The following is a 19,502-nucleotide window of genomic DNA, read 5'->3' as shown; positions in this document are numbered from 1 at the left end:
ATATATATTGACAGATGTAGGCAGCGGATAGAACGGAACTTACCCCAAAAACATTGTTTATCACAGAAAAGTGTAGTATCCTTACAACAGGTTACGGTGAGCCGGCATTACAATCCGGACTGATCATTTTTGCATGCGGAATATCAAACCCGAAACAAAGACTTACTCATGGGCAACAGAACCTATTTAACCATCAGGACTGCTCCTGGTCAACAGGAAGTATTGTTTGAAGGCAACAACAGCCTGGCGTACTTCTGGTTACTGTTACTGAAGAAGAAAGACATAGAGCAGGTACAGCCGGCTTTCCTCACCTTGTATGCAGGCGGGGACGATGAAGAGGATGACAATCAGCGGGAAGACACCTATGTAGATACGGATATCCGGATACCGCTGGACGAAGCGCTTGGTAATGCCGCCGTCCACCGGTCGTACGTAGAACGGGTTTATCCTTCGCTGTTGCCGCTGTACGATGACTGGCGGGCTTATCTTGCCTCCGTTCCTTCCCATGATAAAATGTTGTACATCGATCTGGAAGAGTTTAGTGGTTTTTATGCCAATGTGAATCAGTTTATTGAAGAGCTGCTGGATTTCTACACCCACGTATCCGGCAACAAGGCTTACTTTAAACCTGCCATTCCTGATACCACCGGCTGGGAAGCTATTGGCCGGAAACAGTTCTACGATTACTCCGGTCATTACCGCAATACGCCCGAGATGGTGGATTATCAACAGAAGAGCCGTCCTGTCCGGCCGTTGTCTACCGGCTACAAGGTATTGATCGGTTGCTGGGTGGTTTTCAGTCTGGCGTTGTTGGGGGCCGGCCTCTATAGTCTGGGCTTTTTTCATTCCGTATGGCTACAGGCATTGATGGCGCTGGTGATACTGCTGCCCATCCTGCTTATTGTGGTTGGCGGACTGGTATGGCTGATCAACAAAGGAACACAACAAACGAAGTAACACCTATATAAAATAAGACAAAGGAGACCATGCAATTGCCACTTTATCAGATAGATGCCTTTACCGACCGGCTTTTCGGCGGGAACCCCGCTTGTGTGATGCCCTTACAGGAATGGTTGCCCGATGCGTTGTTGTTACAGATAGCCCGGGAGAATGCCGTGGCGGAAACAGCTTTTTTCCTGCCGCAGGGCGACGGGTTTGCCTTACGGTGGTTTACCCCTGAGATAGAAATGGACCTCTGCGGCCATGCCACGCTGGCCACTGCGCATGCCATCCGCACGCTGCACGCCTATACCGGCGACACGCTGCATTTCCATTCCCGCAGCGGCCTGCTGAAAGTGAACTTCGAAGGCGAACGGTATGCATTGACTTTTCCGGCGCGCAAGCCTACACCGGCAACGTTGCCCACCGAAATAGCGGAATCGCTCGACCGCATGCCCGTGGCCGTATTGCAGGCGCGGGACTATGTGCTGGTATATGATACGGAAACGGATATACGAGATATACAGATCAACCGCCAGTTGCTGGACCGTATTAACCTGGACCCCGGTGGCGTGGTAGTTACCGCTCCCGGGAAGGACTGTGACTTTGTGTCCCGTTTCTTTACGCCACAGGCTTCTATTTTTGAAGACCCGGTAACGGGGTCGGCCCACTGTTCCCTGATTCCCTACTGGAGTGAGCGTCTTCATAAGAAGGAGTTGCTGGCCCGGCAGCTGTCGGACCGTGGCGGTACGCTTTACTGCAAAGATGAAGGCGATACCGTAAAGATGGCCGGTTATGCCCGGACTTACTTCACCGGCCATTGTGAAGTACCTGTTATCACAGGCCTGTAAAGGATTTCCTGTTCCTTCTCAATTACCATCTTATCAAGTGTAAGAATTTGTTTCGTCATACTAAGTGTACTTATTATCTTTGCACTTATAATAATAATCCATATGATACAACATTCCTATTCGCTGACCACTACCGCCGTTACGCAGGCACAGATCTGGAAACTGATGTCTGACATTGACAACTGGAAAAGCTGGGATACCGGCGTAGCTGCTTCGCAGTTACATGGGTGTTTTGAGACCGGCCAGTACTTTACTTTACACCCGCAGGGCGGCCCTAAAGTCCGCATCCGGCTGGACGAAGTACGGGCTAATGAATACTTCCGGGACCTCACCCGTTTTCCGCTGGCGAAAATGTACGGCGAGCACTGGTACGAGGTAACACCGGAAGGATTAAAACTCACCGTTACCATGACGATGAAAGGTTTGTTGGCGCCGCTCTGGAATAAGATCGTGATGAAAAATATCGTGGCCGGTATGGGAGAAGACGTACAACGCCAGATTGAAGCCGCTGCAAAGCTTTGATGGCTTTTGTTTTGAATTGGCGGTTAAAAATCTTTTCTTTGAACAGTGAATTACCGGTAAGTATGAATACAAATGACGGCGCCTTTGGCGTAGAGAAAGCAGAAGACAGCTCCGGATTCCTGTTATGGCAGGTAACCACTTTATGGCAGCGGGAGATCAGGAGCATCCTGGCCCCGCTGGACCTCACCCATGCGCAGTTTGTGCTGCTGGCCAATCTCCTTTGGCTGTCGCAGCATCAGGAAAGCGTTACGCAGATAGATATCTCCCAGCACAGCAAGGTGGACCCGATGACCACCTCCACGGTATTGCGAACGTTACAGACCAAGGGATTGATCGTGCGCCGGGAACATGCCACAGATACGCGTGCCAAGGCAGTGGCGCTGACAGCGGCTGGTCAACAGCTGACGAAGCAAGCCGTTGTGGTGGTGGAGCAGTTTGATCTGGCATTTTTCAGCAGGTTGGGCAACGGCGTCCATGCCTTTAACCAACAATTGCGTCAGTTGATTACACCCGGGCCTACCACCTGAATCCGTCGCAATCCTCCCCTCACAGCACGTAAAGTCTACCCTCATTAACAAAAAGGCAACCATGATGGCTGCCTTTTTTATCTTCCTATATAAAAATAAAAATTTGGTTTTCAGTTTATTACAATAACATATTGTATTTTTAGGTCAGATTATCCGGATTGGCGGCTGAGTTTACAAGAGGCTTTTTGTTAATCTTTAAATATGTGGAAATATTTATCATTTATGTAACAGGTTTTTGTTAAATTTAGCTAAATACAGGATGGAAGTTAATCATCGGCTCCAGTCCAATGCCACCCAGGGTAACCATTAATTGACGTTTCTCGTGTGTAACCTCACCAGAAAAATTTACAATCCAGATGAAAGCAATTGCTGTCTTTGTCAGGGCGCTCATTCATTTAGGTAGGAGTAACTTTTATGAAAAGGAACTCAATTACCGGATCACCAAGATTAATATTGTAGCCCTGTTGCTGATCGTACTCGGTTCAATCTTCGGTTTTACATATTGGTTGTATTCCGGATACCAGAGTATTCTGATTGCGACGTTATTGGGTAATGTCCTGTTTGGCGTGGTCATGTATCTGAATAAAAAGAAAAACCATGTGGCTGCCGGCGTTGCGTTGCAGATAACGATTAATTTATCGACGCTCTATTTCGGCAGTATTTTGTCTGTGGCCGTAGACCCGATCTGGCTGACGCTTTTTCTGTTGATTTCCTGCCTTTCTTTTATTAAAGTAGGTAAAGCCCAGACCTATTGTCTGGCCATTTCCGCCGCTACACTGCTTTTCCTGGAACTGAACCGCGCCTTTCATCTTTTGCCGCCGAAAGACTTTAGTCCGGAAATGCTCAACCTGATCTATTATTGTACGGCTTTTACCGTACTAACGCTCACGTCTATATCATTAGTGACACTGGTGCATTATAATGCCAAGCTGTTTCATACCATCAAACTGCGCAATGATCAGTTGAGCGCGCTGAATCAGGAATTGCATGCGAGTAATACAAGATTGGAATATCAGGTAAAGGAAAGAACGGCCGATCTGGAAAAAGCAGTTACGGCTAAAAATATTTACGTACGGGAACTGACCCACGAACTGAGAACACCGCTAAACGCCATTTATAGCATTGCGCAGCTGAAACTGCTGTCCGGTAAAGACAAAGCCAGAAGTGAGCAGAAGGTGGACGAAGACCTCTTCGTGGCCTGCCGTAACCTGCAAACACTGATCAACAATACGCAGGACAAATGCAAGCTGGACACCGGCAACTTTGACGAAGTCAAAAAAGAGCCGATCCTCCTCTACAGCTGGATCAGCAACATCGTGAACATCTACCAGTATTTTGCCAATGAAAAACGGGTGAAAATAGAACTGGAAGTACAGGAAGCCTTCCCTACCGCCATTGTGGAAGATAGTATCAAGCTGACCAAAATTGTTAATAATATCCTGGTGAACGCTATCAAGTTCACCAAAAGCAATACTTCTATTTTCCTGCGTCTTTACCGGGATGACACACACTGGTACATCGCAGTAAGAGATCAGGGAGCCGGTATTTCACCCGACCGGATCGCTACGCTGTTTAAAGAGTTTACCCGGACCACCATCAATTTTGCGGAAGGCAGCGGGCTGGGCCTCAATATCACCCATCACCTCGTTCGTATACTCGGGGGCACCATACAGGTACGCAGCGAAATGGACGACGGTACGGAATTCGTAGTATCATTGCCGTTAGTACCGTTCACCGGCGAGATAAAATCCGCTACGGTAGAAGTCAAGGAAAACAATCTCATCTCTTTTGAAGGTAAAAAAATACTCGTGGTGGAAGACGACGTGATGACCCAGCGTTATCTCTCGCTTCTGCTGAGCAAACGCGGCTTCTCTATTATGCATGCCGACAACGGCCAGGAAGCCCTGCTCAAAGCCCACAATCATCCGGACGCCATCATTCTTGACATGAGCCTTCCGGGCAAATCCGGCAAAGATGTACTGATGGAATTAAAAGCTAATCCTGCTTTAAGACATATCCCTGTTATTGCTGCATCCGCTGATACCGATGAAACAAATATTGACGAAATCATGCTGGAGGGGGCCAGTGCTTATATGATCAAGCCGATCGATTTCCATATCCTGATTGATGTGCTGGTCAAAAACCTACTTACGGGAGCAATCATTAAAAATTAGTATTTAAGCAGATATCAACCGTTTTTTCATTCGTTTATATCGCGCCTTACCAGCGCGACAGGTACCCTTTTGTTTATCACCGTTTGTCACATTGTTTATGCATCAAACCGAAACTGCTAAGATTGTCATTCCGAGGCTGTATTGCCCATTCCCTACCAGTGTTAGCCAATATGTGGAACTGGTAGCTTCCAACACCTTTGAATTCCTGCACAAATACCAGCTGCTGGACAGTCCGGAGGAAGAACGTTACTTCGCCCGGTACAAGATGGCCTGGATGACCTGCCGCACCATGCCGCAGGCAGGATTTGAGTTGTTGTGCTGTATCGACAACCTCTACAGCTGGCTCTTTGTCCTGGACGAGCAGCTCGACCACGTAACACCGTCGACCGCCTACATCCGCGAAGAGAACTATCTCCAACAGCTGATAGATGGTTTTTCCTATGTGTTAAAACATAAGGTGTCGCCTATCGACAATAAGTTCTTTCACGCACTGGCCGACATCTGCGTGCGGCTGGACGCCCTGAGCAGGCCCAGCTGGCAGTCGCAGTTCCTGATCAGTGTACAGGCCACCTTCGAAGCCGCGATCTGGGAAGCCAAAAACAATAAAAACAGGGAGAAACATCCAACTGTAGCGCAATACATGCACATGCGACTGTTCTTCTCGGCCGCCAATATCGGGACCGATATCAATGAACTGGCCACTGGCGTATGGCTACCGATGTATGTATTGCAGCATCCGGACATGGTGCATCTTACCGCATTGGCCAGAAGAGTGGTGTGCTGGGCCAACGACCTGTTCTCTCTCCGCAAGGAACTGGAACATGGTGACGAGCACAATCTGGTGATGATGCTCAAATACCACCACAACACTACCCTGGAAGAGGCAGTGTTGATGGCGGCATCTATTCATGATGATGAAATCAAAGAATTTGTATCCTGCAGGGCGGCATTTCCTGACTTCGGGGAAGAACTGAACAAAAGGATACAGATCTATCTGGATGGATTGGAGACAATGGTTGCCGGCTTCTTCTACTGGAGCATCACTGATACCCCCCGATATAACCCCTACTGATATACGCCCACGGCTGTAAACGTGACCGGTAATCCCGTAAAGCCTGTGATAATCGTACTCGGCGTCATTTCAATCCGGGCCCCCTCTTTGATCCGGAGCTTCCTGATACGGGAGAACACCACCTTTAACGCTATTTCAGTTTCCATCTTTGCCAGCGGCACGCCAAAACAATAATGGATGCCATGGCCGAAACTCAGGCTGTCTGCATGGTTCGGGCGACGGAAATCAAACGTGTCCGGTTCCGGGAACACTTCCGGATCGTGGTTGGCCGCAATGAGCCAGATATTCAGGTAGTCGCCTTTTTTGATTTGTTGCCCGCCCAGCTCCAGATCATGTTTCGCCACACGGGTCATGGATTTGGCAGAAGGCAGCACCCGCAACACTTCATTGATGATGTTATCAAAATCTTCCGGATGCTCCAGATAATGCTCCAGTACTTCCGGATGATGCGAGAACGTATAGGCGATGTTGCCCAACAAAGAAGACGTGGTTTCAAAACCTGCGAGGAACATACCTACTACGGTACCCAGCAGGTCTTCATTATTCAGTCGCTCCCCATTCACTTCTGATTGCAGCAGATGGGAAATCAGATCATCTTTCGGTTCTACTCTGCGCATCTCGATCATCCCATCGAGATAATCCGCGATTTGTTTTTGCGCAGCAAAAGAAGCCTGCATTTCTTCCATCGTATTGACGTTGGTGACGATGGTCGTTACCCAGCGATGCACCTGCGCATGATCTTCCGCCGGAATGCCCAGCAGTTGAGCGATGACGCGGTTAGGCAATGCAATGGCAAAATCATGGATGAAGTCCATCTCTCCTTTTTCCAGCCACGGCTCGATAATCTCTTCACATTGTTGCCGGATCCAGTCGGCATGTTTGGAAATCACGGACGGTACAAACACCTTCGCCACCAGCGAGCGTAGTTTCTTGTGATCGGGCGGATCGCTCTGGTTCAGGTTTCTGCCCATAATATTCTGTCCCAGGTTGGGGATAAACAAATTAGAGAAGGCATTGTAATCGCCGAGGGCCTGTTTGGCCTCTTTATGCGAAAAAATCTGCCATGCTCCTTTAACGCCGTAATAAAAAACAAATTCCGGATCGTATACGACCGGGTTTTCAGCTCTCATTTTTGCAAACCAGGGAATTGAATTAGGAGAAATCATAAGTGACAATCGTTTGTGCGGCCATCACATGCAGTGGCCGCTGGTACATGAATAACGATGATAAAAGAAGAAAAACGGTGATAAACAGTTTATCGGTACAATAAACAAAATACAACTTGTATTTATATATATCGTGTCACAACAGCACTGTTAACCGAGCGTTAATCATAGCCCCTTTACGAGTACTCCCTGTTAAGCGCATGTTATGCTGGTTTATCGTTCATCTTAATTGACAACCATCACCTAAATTAGGTGTTAATTTCAGGTATTGTTTACACCTACCTCCGCATATATGGTAAAGAGAAAAATCAGAAAGACCGTACCGTTGCCAAACGCACTGGAAAATATGTTGCACGAGCTGCTGCAGGAAGCAGCCACCCTACAGGCCACCGATATCCGGCTGGCAGCCGACAAAACAGCCGCAGCGTGGGCGTTGGTGCCAGCGCCCCGATTTAACACCAACTGTACCCTGATGGTACTCAACGATCATTTATTGCGTTTGTTGGATGCCGGCCGTGTGCAGGAAGCCAGCAACATCGCAGGGTTATGGGTAGCAGATATTGAATCCAGTCCGGAACCTGTTCATGATCCGAGGCCATATATATTGTTTGCCGCATCGCTGCTTTATCTTCATAAACCCACAGAAGCCAAAACCATCCTGCGGATGGCCCGTAACTACGGCGCACGCAAATGGGACTTCAAAGGCCTGCCGTTGCTGTACTGGGAACTCTTTACCCATCCACAGATGACAGATGCGGTGGTGATGGAACGTTTTGAACAGGAGATACTGCAACCTATCGCACAGCAGGCAGCTCCTGAACCATTTGAACTGCATCCGTTTATCATCGATCATATGCAGCCGCTGCTACAGCAGGGCCACAGCGCCTTTGCAGCGGGCAACTATGAAAAGGCAGCGCGGGCATGGATACGGGCACTGAAACAAATTCCTGATCCACAGGCCGCTTTCGGTCAAAGCCTTACGCTGAACGCCGCCATCGGCGATGCCTTTTTTCTGCTGCGCGACTATCACCAGGCCATGTCTTACCTCGAAGCAGCCAAAGCCAATACCGCAGAAGACGGACAAACCAATGCCTTTGTATTGATGCGCCTGGGAGAAACGCTGCTGGAGATGGAAGAACACTGGCATGCCCGTGAATACCTGCTGCGCGCGCATATGCTGGCTGGAGAAAAACTCTTTGAAAACGAAGAACAGCCCTACCTCGATTTTCTACACACCTGCCTGAAGCCGGCCCGCAGATGAATTACGATGACGAATTGCGAATAGAGGGCTGTCTCATGGGAAGTGTATTAAATAACTGCTCCATAAGACAGCCCTCCATTCGTCATTCGCAATTCGTCATTTATTGCGGGAAGGTATCTGCCCGTTCTGCCCATATACTACCCGGGTAGGTTTCCCGTAACTCACGCCAGTAAGGCACCAGTGCATCAAACGATTTGCCTTCGGCAAAGAACGCGGCCACGCCCAGCCAGTATAATACTTCCTGATGCAGGGAGGGATGGATCTCTCCGGCAATCAGTTCATTCAACAGCGGGATGCTCTCTGCCGGTTTGCCGCGGCGCATTAGCAGCAAGGCCCTGCCGATCGTCAGTTCGGGCAGCAACTGATGCGGCGGCAGATAGCCGGTAGCCTCGCGGACCACATTACCATCCGGTGCGTACATAAAAAAAGCGGGCGTCCATACCAGCGCCCGTGTCAGGTATTTGGTGGCGAAAGCTTTGGTCACCTCTTTTACATTGAATTTCACCAGCACATAATGTTGTTCCAGGTATTCGCGGACCACATCATCCTCGTATGTCACTGCGTCCATGCGCTGACACCCCTTACAGTTGTCCGCCCAGAAGTCGATGAGCAAAGGGCGGTTCGTGGCTTTCGCCAGCTGAAATGCTTCTTCTACCTGTTGCCCGGTAAAATGTTTGATTGCTGTTTCCATATACCAATGAGTTTTGTTTGTCAAAGGTACCCATCGATAAAACATGAGAAAAATGAATACTTTTCCTATTTTTGATGAAAATACCTCATGATCACAAGTAACGATCTTCAACTGGTAGCGCATATTGTAGCGGAAGGCTCGCTCACCAAAGCCGCTGATAAGATGTACCTGACCCAGTCGGCCCTGAGCCATCAGTTGAAAGACCTGGAGAAGCGGGCGGGGTTACCGATGTTTGAGCGGGTCAACAAAAAGCTGTTACTGACTGCCGCCGGCAGAAGGGTGATGGAAAGCGCCAACAACGTATTGCCACAGTTGACACGCCTGCAGGAAGACATACAAGCTTATCGTCAAGGTAAGTTGCAGACCCTGCGTATCAGCACGGAATGTTATACCTGTTACCACTGGTTGCCGCGGGTGATCACGGAACTGAAATCCCGGCATCAGCAGGTGGAGATCAGCATTGTGGCCGCCGCCACGCAGAAACCGCTGTCCTGGCTGATGAACGGAGAGCTGGACGTGGCTATTATCAGTGATGACACCCCGCCTCCCGGCGTTCATACCCATACGCTTTTTCATGATGAAGTGGTGGTGGTGTTGCCACGGAAACATCCTTTTGTGGGGCAGAAAAAATCGCTGGCCGCAGCAGACTTTGCCACCGAGCATTTGCTCACGTACGATGTAGCGGAAGAAGCAGGCACCCATAGCATGATGAAGGAGTTTTTCCGGGAATCGCGGCCGAAAGAGATCACCCGGTTGCAGCTCACCGAAGCCATCGTGGAGATGATCCAGGCAGGTATGGGCATTGGGATCTTCGCCACCTGGGCCATCGCGCCGTACCTGAAAAACCGCGACCTGGTTACCCTTCCCTTACATACGCCCATGCGGAAGCGGACCTGGAAGGCAGCATGTATAGACCAGCATAACCCGTTGATACGGCAGTTTGCGGAGCACATCCGTCAGTATTTCAAAGCCGCAGATCAGAAACGGTCCAAATAGCGTATTTTAGGTTTAAAAAAGATGCGCTATCTGTACTTCATCCTGCCAGCCCTCTTTGCTGTTAACGCCCTGCACGCGCAGTCTGAAACTGCCGGTGTGAAACAAACCATTGATAAGATGTTTACCGCCATGCGTAGCAGCGACAGCGTGGCGCTGCGCGAATGTTTCTCTCCTACCGCGGTGTTTCAGACAATTGATGAGCACAAAGGCAGCACCACGGTGAAAAATGTTTCTGTGGAACGTTTTGCCGGCATCATCGCAGGCACGCCCAAAGGCGATCTCGACGAGCGTATCACCTATGGGCCGATACAAATAGATGATCATCTCGCCTCCGTATGGACGCCCTACCGCTTTTATCATCAGGGGAAGTTCCACCATTGTGGCGTTAATTCCTTTCAGTTGGTGAAGCTGGGCAAAGAGTGGAAAATCCAGTATGTGATTGATACCCGCCGTAAGGAGAAATGTGTAGAAGACGATACCGCCTCTCCTGCCCAATAACTGACATGCCGGTTTACAGCGACTAAAATTTTCAGGACAGCTCCATCCATCAAGGCCGGTTGCCGGCGATAAATATTTACGTAAGTAGTTACTATTACCTATGTTCACACGAACGTAATAACCCTACTTTTGCCCTAAAACACCCCAATGAGACTGTCATCTTTATTTACTTTTATTTTTTTTATTTACGTTACTACTTACATAAATAAAGCCTTTAGCCAGACTGCCAATGTGTTTTATCATATAAAGGGCACCTTCGCCACGGCAGACAATACACCTGCCAGGGATGTAGTTGTACAATTACTACAGGCAGCGGACAAGAAGCTGGTCAAACTGGAATACACGGACGCACAGGGTAATTTCACTTTCGATCATCTGCCCGCAGGGCAATATCTGCTGGCCACACAGAGCATGGCCTATGCACCCTGGCTGTCGGCCGCTGTAACGCTCAACAAAGACCTGCAATTGGGCACCCTTCGCCTGCAGGCTACCACTACTACCCTGCGGGAAGCCAGTGTAACGGCCACCAAACCGTTCATTCAGCAACAGTATGATAAAACCACCCTCCATGTGGCAGGCTCTATTTCTGCCGCCGGCAGCACGGCGCTGGAGGTACTGGAAAAAGCCCCTGGTATCACCATCGATCAGAATGATAACATCGCGATGCGTGGCAGACAAGGCGTGCAGGTGATGATGGACGGCAAACTGGTACCCATGTCCGGACAGGAACTGGCCAATCTGTTGCGTAACCTGTCGGCCAACCAGATAGAAAAAATAGACCTGATCACCAATCCGTCCGCCAAATATGACGCTGCCGGTAATGCCGGCATCATTGACATACGGCTCCGAAAAGGCCACCAAAGCGGCACCAACGGTAATGTATCACTCAGTTACGGACAGGGCGTATATCCCAAAATAAACCCTTCCGTCAATTTCAACAGTAAGATGAAAAAAGTGAACCTGTTCGGCTCCTACAGCTATAACTACCGGCAGTTCATGAACGACCTTACGATAGAACGGCAATTTTATGATCCTGCCGGCCAATATACAGGCGGTATCAACTATGATAACTTTTTCCGGTTAGGCTTCAACACCCACAACGCACGCCTCGGCGCCGACTATAACATTACGCCGGATATCACCGTGGGCGTAGTGGCCAATGGCATCTTTAACAAAGGCAGCATCACTTCCAACAGCGAGGCAACATCCTTCAACATACAACAACAAAAAACAGGTTCATTCACTACCATCGGCGATAATCATCCCCAAAGAAACAACGGAAGCATCAACCTGAATTATAAACACAGACTGGATACCACAGGAAAAGAGTTGTCGGTAGACCTGGACTACGCCCGTTTTAGCAACGACGAGCTTCAAAATTACCGGACGTCCTATTTTGATTTGCAACAGGCGCCTACCAAACCAGACTATCAGCTGTTTGGGAACTTATCCGGCGACCTGAATATTAAATCCATAAAAGCAGATTACACCCAACCGCTTCGAAGCCTGGGCGCACGGCTGGATGCCGGTATTAAAAGCAGTTGGGTAAAAGCAGATAATGATGTCCGTTTTTTTGACAGGAGCAGCGGAACCGATATCCTCGATACCGGCAAGAGCAACCGATTTGTATATGACGAGAATATCAATGCCGCTTATCTTAATGCTTCCAAAAAATGGGCCCGCCTGAGCATACAGCTGGGGCTACGCGTGGAAAATACCATCGCCAAAGGATTACAGGTCACCAATAAAGAAAACTTTGACCGCAACTATACACAGTTCTTCCCCAGCGGGTATGTTGGTTATGCGTTCAACAAAACACACGATCTGGGTATCTCTTTGAGCCGCCGCATCAATCGTCCTTCTTATCGCGAGCTGAATCCGTTCAAGGTATTTCTGGATCCGCTGACCTATTCTACCGGTAACCCCTATCTGAAACCGGAGATCACCAACTCGTTTGAGTTGACGCATACTTTCCGGGAGAAGTATATTACCAAACTGGGCTTCAGCACCACCACCGATAATATTCTGACGGTATTGTCGCCCGACAAGGAACCCAACAGTGTTATCCAGACCGGTCATAACCTGGCGCGCTATAACTATTACAATCTCAGTTTTAGTGTACCCTTCTCCGTTGGGAAGTGGCTGAACAGTACCAACGAAGCGTTGGCCTATTATGGCGAATACAAAGGCGATCTGGCCAATACACATCTGAATGCCAGCAGGGTTTCTTTTAGCCTCAACAGCATCAACAGCATTACCATCGACCCTGCTACCACGATGGAAGTCACCGCCACATATAGCAGCCGCACCTATTACGGTTTTCTGGACGTAAAAGGTGTATGGTTCATGGGCATCGGGGCGCAGCGACAATTATGGCACAAGAAGGCTTCCATCAAACTGAATCTCTCGGATGTGTTTTTCACTAACTACACCAATGCCGTCACCCGTTTGACCGGCTATGGCGAAACCTTCTTCCAGCGTAGGGATAGCCGGGTATTCACGATTACGTTCAACTACAAATTCGGTGGCAATAGTTCCGGTGGCGGTAATAAAAAGGCCGGTGGCGCCGAAGAGGAAAAGCGCCGGGCCGGATAATTTTGCTAAATTGGCTGCATGAATCTGGTAAACGAACTGGAAGAACTGGCGCTGGCCACGCGGCTCAAAAGGCTCAGCGAGCGCCTGTCCCAGGACATCAGCAGGATATATAAGGAGTCCGGACTGGACTTTGAGGCGCGGTGGTTTCTGATACTGGAACTGCTGGTGCGGCAAAAGCAGTTGAGCGTCACAGAAATATCCGAATCGTTGCAGCTCACCCACCCCGCCGTGGTGCAGTTTATAGATCAGCTGCTGGCACAGGGCCTGGTCAAAACATCGCCCGACAGCCGGGACAAACGTCGCCGGCTGATCTCCCTGTCGGCCGCCGGCAGGCAGATGCACCGGAAAATAGGCCCTATCCTGGACGTGATCCGGGAAGAAAACCGCAAATGGCTGGAAGAGGCCAGTAGCAGCTTGTTGGCCGTTCTCGGCGAGCTGGAGAAATCACTGGATGAAAAAAGCATGTATAAGCGGGTAAAGATTGGTCTGCTGGAGCAGTCCGATCAATAATCCCGATCCATAAAAATAAGGATGCCCGGGCGATGTTACAGCGTCCGGGCATTTGTGTGTTGGCACCGTTCCCTTCCGATTTGTTAATCTCATTTCATTATGATCCAATAAACAAAAAATTTCCCATCAAAATGGATATTGCCGCGTCAATATGATGCTACATGAATCATGACCCTGTATTTCGGTTTAGCGGGCATTTTGATGATGAATACCTGCAGGAGTTGTACGAAAACAATATTGAGTATGTGATTGACCTGTTTGAAACCTTCTGCGATATTATCACAGGGAAATTACAAAACATCGAGGCCCACCTTGAATCGGCTGAATGGGAGCATGCCAGTTTCAGCCTGAATCGTTTCCGTGAAAACCTGTACATGGTAGGTTTGACCAGCTCCGGTCAGGAGATGCGGCATATCGAGCAGCAGGTGTTCGCACTGACCCATCAGCCCAGAAAAGAAATTATCGATACCGCTTCGATTGTCATGGCATTCCGCCGTATACATATCGAAGTACTGGCCCACCTGCCTTATTTCCGGGAGGAAATAGCCCGGATGAAGGTATACCTGAGCCATCCCCAGCGACAAGGATAAACTAACCCCCATGGAACTGATCAACATCTGTACGGCAGCTATCGAAAGTCTCACCTCCATTTTCAGGACGGTGTACGAAGCCCTTACCCAACGTAGCCTGTTAAAGCGTAAAGCCCAACGAGAGCAGCAGCGGCAGGTCAGCAGCTTTATCTTCCATACCCATACCTCCAACATCACCCAGCTGGAAGAAGTATTACGGAAATATATCGCCGTAGTGCAGCGCACAAAGGACCAGTTGCGCACACACATCTATATCGCTCACAGCATGAGTAAAAACAAACGAATGGCATCACTGCATCAGTTACGCGAGACACTGATCGAAAGCTACGCAGACTACCGTCCGTTTTTCGACGCAACGCCATATGGCGGACATGCTCATATTATCAAAAGCGGTCTGCTGAACATTATCCTTAAACTGGAATCATCTGCACCCTGTAACCCGGAAGATCTCCTGGAAGCTATCAACCTCGTATCCGCTGACCAGGAACAACTGACAAAAGGTATCTATCGATCTGTCAGCCAGATGCAGCAACATCTACAACAAGCTAATTTCTGAAAGGCCATAAAAAAGCCCCCATGCATCGCATGAGGGCCACAATGTTCCAGTGAAATGCCGTGCTGTTACTTAGCGCCTGCCACGTTAACGTGTTTGATCGCCGAGCTGTCTCTTATTTCCTCACTGGCTACTTTGATAAGGGTATCGTTCAGTGCGAGATCACCGAATACTTCTGTCTGGTCTTCTGTTTTGCGGCCGGTTTTTACCGGTACCCAATGGGCTTTACCGTCTATCACTTTAATCACATACACGCCCTGTGTGGAATTGAGCACCGCTTTGGACGGCACCACAAAAGCGCCTGCATGGTTGCCGTTGAGCGGAATGGCCACTTCTGCCACCATGCCGGGCAACAGCTGTTTATTGTCATTGATCACATCCATTTCAATGCTCTGGGAACGCAGTCGTTCATCGAGTGCGCCGGACAACCTGCTTACTTTAGCCGTAAACGTTTGGTTGAGCATGGATTTGGTGGTGAATTTCACTTCGCTGTTATCATTCAGGTAGCTGTTATAGGCTTCGGGAATGCTTACCACCAGACGCAGTTTTTTCTGCTCCTGCAGGGTGAAGATAGGCAGATCGGAGCCTTTACCGGCCGGACCAACATAGGCGCCGGCGCTAACGTTCCTGCGGCTGATCACCCCACTGAAAGGCGCCCGTATTTCGAGGTAGTTGCGGGTATCTCCCACTTCGCGGTAAGAAGCTTTGGCCGCATCCAGCTGGGCGAGGTCCGATTTCTGTTTGGCGTAGGCGATGTCCAGATCGTTCTGGGATACGGTACCTGGTGTTTTGCTGGTTTCCAGCAGGCGGTCATAGGTAGCTTTACTGGAGAGATAAATTGCTTCCTGTGATTTGAGGCGGGACTCTGCGCCGGACAGCTGGGAGTTCAGTTCCGGCGCTTCCATGGTCACCAACAGCTGGCCTGCTTTCACTTCGCTACCCACGTCCACATACAGCTTTTTCACAAAGCTGCTCACTTTAGCGTAGAGGTCTACCCGTTGAAAAGCCACCAATTCACCGGGAATTTTTATAGAGGTAGACAGTTGTCCCTGTTGAAGGGTAAAAGCTTCCAGAGCCGGTGCAGCAGCGGCCGCACCTTCCTTATGCTCCTTGTCGTCCTTTGCTTCTGTGGAGCCACAGCTCTGCAGGGCCATGGCAGACACACCAACTGATAAAAATATGAGGGCAAGTTTTGATGCTGGTTTCATAAAATGATATTTATTTCCTGTAATTCTCATGGTAATATGTATGCTGATGCTTTTTCCGGTTTATCCTTTCAGGGGAATATAATGTGTACTTTCTTCATCTTCCGGATCGAGCGAAACACTTGTTGTTGTTGCTTTTCCTTGTCCCCATGCAAATACCAGCGGTAATATGAACAGGGCGGCAAAGGTAGAGGCGACCAGTCCTCCGATAACGGCGCGGCCCAGTGGTGCCGACTGGTCACCGGCTTCACCCAATCCGCTGGCCATCGGTATCATGCCTACCACCATCGCGAGGGCGGTCATGGCAATGGGGCGCATACGCAGCGCGGCGGCTTCTTTCGCAGATACCAGGGCGTTGCCGTTGGTTTTCCTGATCTGTTCCGCATTGGTGATCAATAACACCGCGTTCGAGATAGACACGCCTACAGACATGATCATCCCCATGTAAGATTGCAGGTTCAAGGTAGAACCGGTCATCATCAGCAGGGACAGGGAGCCGAGCAATACCGCCGGTACGGTGGCCAATACAATCGCAGATACTTTAAACGACTGGAAGTTGGCCGCCAACATCAGGAAGATCACGACTACCGCCACGAGCAGACCGCTTTGCAGGCTGCCCAGGGTATCGATGAGCGTGCTGCTGAGACCAATCAGGTCTACGTTCAGGCCGCGAGGCAGCTCACCGAGGGAGTGAATGGCTTTCTGTACTTCCGTGGAGGCGCTGCCCAGGTCTTTATTATTCAGGTTAGCCGTTACCGTTAGCATTGGCATCGCACCCAGGTTGTCATTCTCTCCATAGATGGTTTCGGGGGTAATAGTGGCCACATCACTCAGGATAGGCCTGGATGAATTCTTCAGCAAAGGTATTTCACCGATGTCATTTTGGGAAGAAAGTTTACTTTCCGGTACCTGTACCTGTACGTTGTAGCTGAGACCGGCTTTTTCATCCACCCAGATATTTTTTTCCGTCAGACGGGAAGAAGAAGTGCTGGCGATCAGGGAACGGGAGATATCTCCTACGTCCACGCCCAGCTGAGCGGCCCTCGTTCTGTCTATATTGATGTTCAACGCCGGGTAGTTCACCGCCTGGCCCAACTGCACGTCGCGCAGATAAGGAATTTGTTTGAGTTTGTCTACCATCTTCATGGCATACTCCAGGTTCAGCTTTTTATTTCTGCCGGAGAAACGTACTTCGATTGGCGTAGGTGAGCCCTGACTGAGGATCTTATCGGTGAGCTCAATAGGTTCGAAAGATAATTTCATCACCGGATCGATCTTGTTTACCCGCTCACGGATTTTATCTTTCAGCTGATCGAGGTTGACATGATAATCTTCCTTCAGTGCCACCTGCAATACGGACTCCTGCGGGCCGGCCATCCAGAGGAAGATGGGCGCGGTAGAGAACAATTGCGGGTGCGTACCTACGAAAGCGGAGGTGATAGACACATTTTCTTTTCCAACGATATCATTCACCGCATTGATCACCTCAATGGTTTTCTTTTCCGTTTGTTCGATACGGGTACCATCCGGTTGACGGAGCCTTACCTGGAACTGGCCACTGTTTACTTTCGGTAGTACGTCGCGGCCGATGGTGCCCATCTGCAGCGCCACCAGGAGCAAGCTGATCAGCAGGTAAGCCCCTACGATCACTTTGCGATAAGGCATCATGCGGTCGATGAAGCGCAGATAGCGGGCGCGTATTTTCTCGAAACGGCTGATTTTACCGTCACGGTTGCTGTCTTCCCTTTCCACGAGCGCTTTCTTCTGGCTCCAGGTGTTGCCTTCCTCACCGGCAGCGAGACCGGCCGCTTCAAATTCCTCGGCGTCTGACATTACGCTGCCGTCTTTCTTATGGTGATGTTTGGATTTCATGATCCAGTTGGCCATCACCGGCACAAAAGTCTGGGCGAGGAAGTAGGATACGATCATGCTGAAACCGATCGCCAGTGCCAGCGGCAGGAACAGGGAGCCCGGGATGCCGCCCATGGTAAATGCAGGCGCAAACACCGCGAGGATACAAAACAGGATGAGCAGTTTCGGGAAAGCGATCTCCTTACAGGCGTCCCAGATGGCCAGTGCCTTGGGTTTGCCCAGATCGAAGTGCTGGTGGATATTCTCGATGGTCACCGTACTTTCATCCACCAGGATACCAATCGCCAGTGCCAGACCACTCAGCGTCATAATGTTGATGGTCTGTCCGAACAGGCTCAGGAACAGGATACCGGAGATGATGGAGGTCGGGATGGTAAGGATCACGATCAGCGCCCCGCGGGCATCGCCGAGGAACAGCAATACCATCAGACCGGTAAGGATAGCGCCGATCGCTCCTTCAGACAACAGGCTTTTAACGGAGTTGATCACATAGGTGGACTGGTCAAATTCGTAGCTCAGTTTTACGTCTTCCGGCAGCTGTGCCTGTATTTTGGGCATTGCTTTTTTCAGGTTCTGCACTACTTCCCAGGTGGAAGCGTCGGCAGCTTTGGCGATGCTCACATATACGGAGCGTTTGCCGTTGATCAGTGCATAGCTGGTGCTCACGTCCGCACCGTCTTCCACGGTGGCCACATCACGGAGGTAGAGGTTCTGCACACCGCTTTTAAAGAGGGGAATATCTTCAAAATCTTTGATGGCTTTGAGGGTGGTATTGGCCGGCGTGAGGTAGTTTTTATCACCGATACGCACGTTACCGGAAGGAGCCGTCTGGTTGTTGAGCCGCAGGGCCTCTACCAGCTGATCGGGCGTCATGTTGTGAGAACGCAGCAGCTCAGGATCGGCTTTGATCACGACAGTACGCATGTTACCACCGAACGGGGTGGAACCTACCAGCCCGGGGATGGAGGTAAAAGAAGAGCGCACGTATACGTTGGCCAGGTCGAGCAGTTCGTTGTTGCTGCGTTTATCGCTGCTGAGCACAAGCTGCCCTACCGGCAAGGTGGAGGCGTCGAAACGGATGATGAAAGGCGGGTTGGACCCAGGCGGAAAGATGGCCTGGATACGATTGGAGAAGGCGCTCACTTCCGCGGCCGCCTGCGCCATGTTAGTACCGGGATAGAAATTGATTTTGATCAGTGTGAGCCCCTGAATATTCTTTGTTTCCACACTTTTCACCCCGTTCACGAACAGGAGGATATTAATGTATTGTTTACCGAAGAAGGATTCCATCTGGGTGGAGGTATATCCGCCAAATGGGTGGGAAAGATAGATCACCGGCATATCCAGCTTCGGGAAGATATCAATTTTGATCGTGGTGACCGCTTTGATACCGAAGAAGAACAATCCGGCCACTAACACCATGATGGTGATAGGTTTACGAAGTGCGAAACGAATAAGGTTCATACTATCTGTTTAATGT

General features: G+C 49.8%; 17 protein-coding genes. 13 read left to right on the top strand and 4 right to left on the bottom strand.

All coding sequences use genetic code 11. The features are described from left to right. Positions 1–168: 168 nt before the first annotated feature. The 6 genes from ICL55_RS04060 to ICL55_RS04035 all read left to right on the top strand — a co-directional run bounded on the left by ICL55_RS04060 (position 169) and on the right by ICL55_RS04035 (position 6,085). Positions 169–957, top strand: coding sequence for a hypothetical protein (locus ICL55_RS04060; protein WP_188094756.1), 789 nt, complete (start codon positions 169–171; stop codon positions 955–957). 29 nt (positions 958–986) lie between these two features. After that, the gene (locus ICL55_RS04055; RefSeq protein WP_188094755.1) at positions 987–1,790 is read left to right on the top strand and encodes a PhzF family phenazine biosynthesis protein; all 804 of its coding nucleotides are present in this window, start codon (positions 987–989) and stop codon (positions 1,788–1,790) included. A gap of 102 nt (positions 1,791–1,892) precedes the next feature. Further along, positions 1,893–2,312 carry an SRPBCC family protein gene (locus ICL55_RS04050; RefSeq protein WP_188094754.1) on the top strand — a complete coding sequence of 140 codons (420 nt, stop codon included), beginning with the start codon at positions 1,893–1,895 and terminating at the stop codon, positions 2,310–2,312. A 62-nt stretch (positions 2,313–2,374) separates the two neighbouring features. Further along, positions 2,375–2,839 carry a MarR family winged helix-turn-helix transcriptional regulator gene (locus ICL55_RS04045; RefSeq protein ID WP_188094753.1) on the top strand — a complete coding sequence of 155 codons (465 nt, stop codon included), beginning with the start codon at positions 2,375–2,377 and terminating at the stop codon, positions 2,837–2,839. A 356-nt stretch (positions 2,840–3,195) separates the two neighbouring features. Next, on the top strand, positions 3,196–5,013 hold the full coding sequence (locus ICL55_RS04040) for an ATP-binding response regulator (RefSeq protein ID WP_188094752.1): 1,818 nt from the start codon (positions 3,196–3,198) through the stop codon (positions 5,011–5,013). Positions 5,014–5,110: 97 nt separating this feature from the next. Further along, positions 5,111–6,085 (top strand): terpene synthase family protein, encoded by a 975-nt coding sequence (locus ICL55_RS04035; protein ID WP_188094751.1) that lies wholly within the window; start codon positions 5,111–5,113, stop codon positions 6,083–6,085. Here the strand turns inward: ICL55_RS04035 and ICL55_RS04030 are convergent. Continuing rightward, complete coding sequence (locus ICL55_RS04030) at positions 6,079–7,215, bottom strand: cytochrome P450 (protein WP_188094750.1); 1,137 nt, start codon at positions 7,213–7,215, stop codon at positions 6,079–6,081. The genes ICL55_RS04035 and ICL55_RS04030 overlap by 7 nt on opposite strands. Positions 7,216–7,543: 328 nt before the next feature. Between ICL55_RS04030 and ICL55_RS04025 the strand changes: the two genes are divergently transcribed. Further along, positions 7,544–8,512, top strand: coding sequence for a tetratricopeptide repeat protein (locus tag ICL55_RS04025; RefSeq protein ID WP_188094749.1), 969 nt, complete (start codon positions 7,544–7,546; stop codon positions 8,510–8,512). Between the two features lie 100 nt (positions 8,513–8,612). On the opposite strand, the gene ICL55_RS04020 is transcribed toward ICL55_RS04025, so the two are convergent. Next, on the bottom strand, positions 8,613–9,203 hold the full coding sequence (locus ICL55_RS04020) for a thioredoxin family protein (RefSeq protein WP_188094748.1): 591 nt from the start codon (positions 9,201–9,203) through the stop codon (positions 8,613–8,615). A gap of 87 nt (positions 9,204–9,290) precedes the next feature. Between ICL55_RS04020 and ICL55_RS04015 the strand changes: the two genes are divergently transcribed. The 6 genes from ICL55_RS04015 (at position 9,291) to ICL55_RS03990 (ending at position 14,948) form a co-directional block, all read left to right on the top strand. Continuing rightward, positions 9,291–10,199, top strand: coding sequence for a LysR family transcriptional regulator (locus ICL55_RS04015; protein WP_188094747.1), 909 nt, complete (start codon positions 9,291–9,293; stop codon positions 10,197–10,199). 21 nt (positions 10,200–10,220) lie between these two features. Continuing rightward, positions 10,221–10,697 carry a nuclear transport factor 2 family protein gene (locus ICL55_RS04010; protein WP_188094746.1) on the top strand — a complete coding sequence of 159 codons (477 nt, stop codon included), beginning with the start codon at positions 10,221–10,223 and terminating at the stop codon, positions 10,695–10,697. 147 nt (positions 10,698–10,844) lie between these two features. Then, positions 10,845–13,292: a TonB-dependent receptor domain-containing protein gene (locus tag ICL55_RS04005; protein WP_188094745.1), complete on the top strand. Its 2,448-nt coding sequence runs from the start codon at positions 10,845–10,847 to the stop codon at positions 13,290–13,292. A gap of 18 nt (positions 13,293–13,310) precedes the next feature. Then, positions 13,311–13,802 (top strand): MarR family winged helix-turn-helix transcriptional regulator, encoded by a 492-nt coding sequence (locus ICL55_RS04000; RefSeq protein WP_188094744.1) that lies wholly within the window; start codon positions 13,311–13,313, stop codon positions 13,800–13,802. Between the two features lie 161 nt (positions 13,803–13,963). After that, on the top strand, positions 13,964–14,392 hold the full coding sequence (locus ICL55_RS03995) for a hypothetical protein (protein ID WP_188094743.1): 429 nt from the start codon (positions 13,964–13,966) through the stop codon (positions 14,390–14,392). Between the two features lie 10 nt (positions 14,393–14,402). Then, a complete protein-coding gene (locus tag ICL55_RS03990; protein WP_188094742.1) occupies positions 14,403–14,948 on the top strand; it encodes a hypothetical protein in 546 nt (181 codons plus the stop codon). Positions 14,949–15,013: 65 nt separating this feature from the next. Here the strand turns inward: ICL55_RS03990 and ICL55_RS03985 are convergent, their stop codons facing one another. Together ICL55_RS03985 and ICL55_RS03980 are read right to left on the bottom strand one after the other, a co-directional pair. Beyond that, entirely contained in the window at positions 15,014–16,153 is a 1,140-nt protein-coding gene (locus ICL55_RS03985) for an efflux RND transporter periplasmic adaptor subunit (RefSeq protein ID WP_188094741.1), read from the bottom strand. 60 nt (positions 16,154–16,213) lie between these two features. Further along, positions 16,214–19,486, bottom strand: coding sequence for an efflux RND transporter permease subunit (locus ICL55_RS03980; RefSeq protein WP_188094740.1), 3,273 nt, complete (start codon positions 19,484–19,486; stop codon positions 16,214–16,216). Positions 19,487–19,502: the final 16 nt, after the last annotated feature.

The organism is Chitinophaga varians, from assembly GCF_014529945.1.
In the GTDB taxonomy this organism is placed as follows: Bacteria; Bacteroidota; Bacteroidia; order Chitinophagales; family Chitinophagaceae; genus Chitinophaga; species Chitinophaga varians.
Note: the sequence above shows the minus strand (reverse complement) of the source record. Positions and strands in the feature narration are given on the sequence as shown.

Bases quoted from the DNA above. Each gene is read 5' to 3' on its own strand.
- ICL55_RS04030 (WP_188094750.1), bottom strand. From the start codon at position 7,215: ATGAGAGCTGAAAACCCGGTCGTATACGATCCGGAATTTGTTTTTTAT.
- ICL55_RS04060 (WP_188094756.1), top strand. From the start codon at position 169: ATGGGCAACAGAACCTATTTAACCATCAGGACTGCTCCTGGTCAACAG.
- ICL55_RS04000 (WP_188094744.1), top strand. From the start codon at position 13,311: ATGAATCTGGTAAACGAACTGGAAGAACTGGCGCTGGCCACGCGGCTC.
- ICL55_RS04020 (WP_188094748.1), bottom strand. From the start codon at position 9,203: ATGGAAACAGCAATCAAACATTTTACCGGGCAACAGGTAGAAGAAGCA.
- ICL55_RS04055 (WP_188094755.1), top strand. From the start codon at position 987: ATGCAATTGCCACTTTATCAGATAGATGCCTTTACCGACCGGCTTTTC.
- ICL55_RS04040 (WP_188094752.1), top strand. From the start codon at position 3,196: ATGAAAGCAATTGCTGTCTTTGTCAGGGCGCTCATTCATTTAGGTAGG.
- ICL55_RS03980 (WP_188094740.1), bottom strand. From the start codon at position 19,486: ATGAACCTTATTCGTTTCGCACTTCGTAAACCTATCACCATCATGGTG.
- ICL55_RS04045 (WP_188094753.1), top strand. From the start codon at position 2,375: ATGAATACAAATGACGGCGCCTTTGGCGTAGAGAAAGCAGAAGACAGC.
- ICL55_RS04050 (WP_188094754.1), top strand. From the start codon at position 1,893: ATGATACAACATTCCTATTCGCTGACCACTACCGCCGTTACGCAGGCA.
- ICL55_RS03990 (WP_188094742.1), top strand. From the start codon at position 14,403: ATGGAACTGATCAACATCTGTACGGCAGCTATCGAAAGTCTCACCTCC.
- ICL55_RS04015 (WP_188094747.1), top strand. From the start codon at position 9,291: ATGATCACAAGTAACGATCTTCAACTGGTAGCGCATATTGTAGCGGAA.
- ICL55_RS03985 (WP_188094741.1), bottom strand. From the start codon at position 16,153: ATGAAACCAGCATCAAAACTTGCCCTCATATTTTTATCAGTTGGTGTG.
- ICL55_RS04010 (WP_188094746.1), top strand. From the start codon at position 10,221: ATGCGCTATCTGTACTTCATCCTGCCAGCCCTCTTTGCTGTTAACGCC.
- ICL55_RS04025 (WP_188094749.1), top strand. From the start codon at position 7,544: ATGGTAAAGAGAAAAATCAGAAAGACCGTACCGTTGCCAAACGCACTG.
- ICL55_RS04005 (WP_188094745.1), top strand. From the start codon at position 10,845: ATGAGACTGTCATCTTTATTTACTTTTATTTTTTTTATTTACGTTACT.
- ICL55_RS04035 (WP_188094751.1), top strand. From the start codon at position 5,111: ATGCATCAAACCGAAACTGCTAAGATTGTCATTCCGAGGCTGTATTGC.
- ICL55_RS03995 (WP_188094743.1), top strand. From the start codon at position 13,964: ATGAATCATGACCCTGTATTTCGGTTTAGCGGGCATTTTGATGATGAA.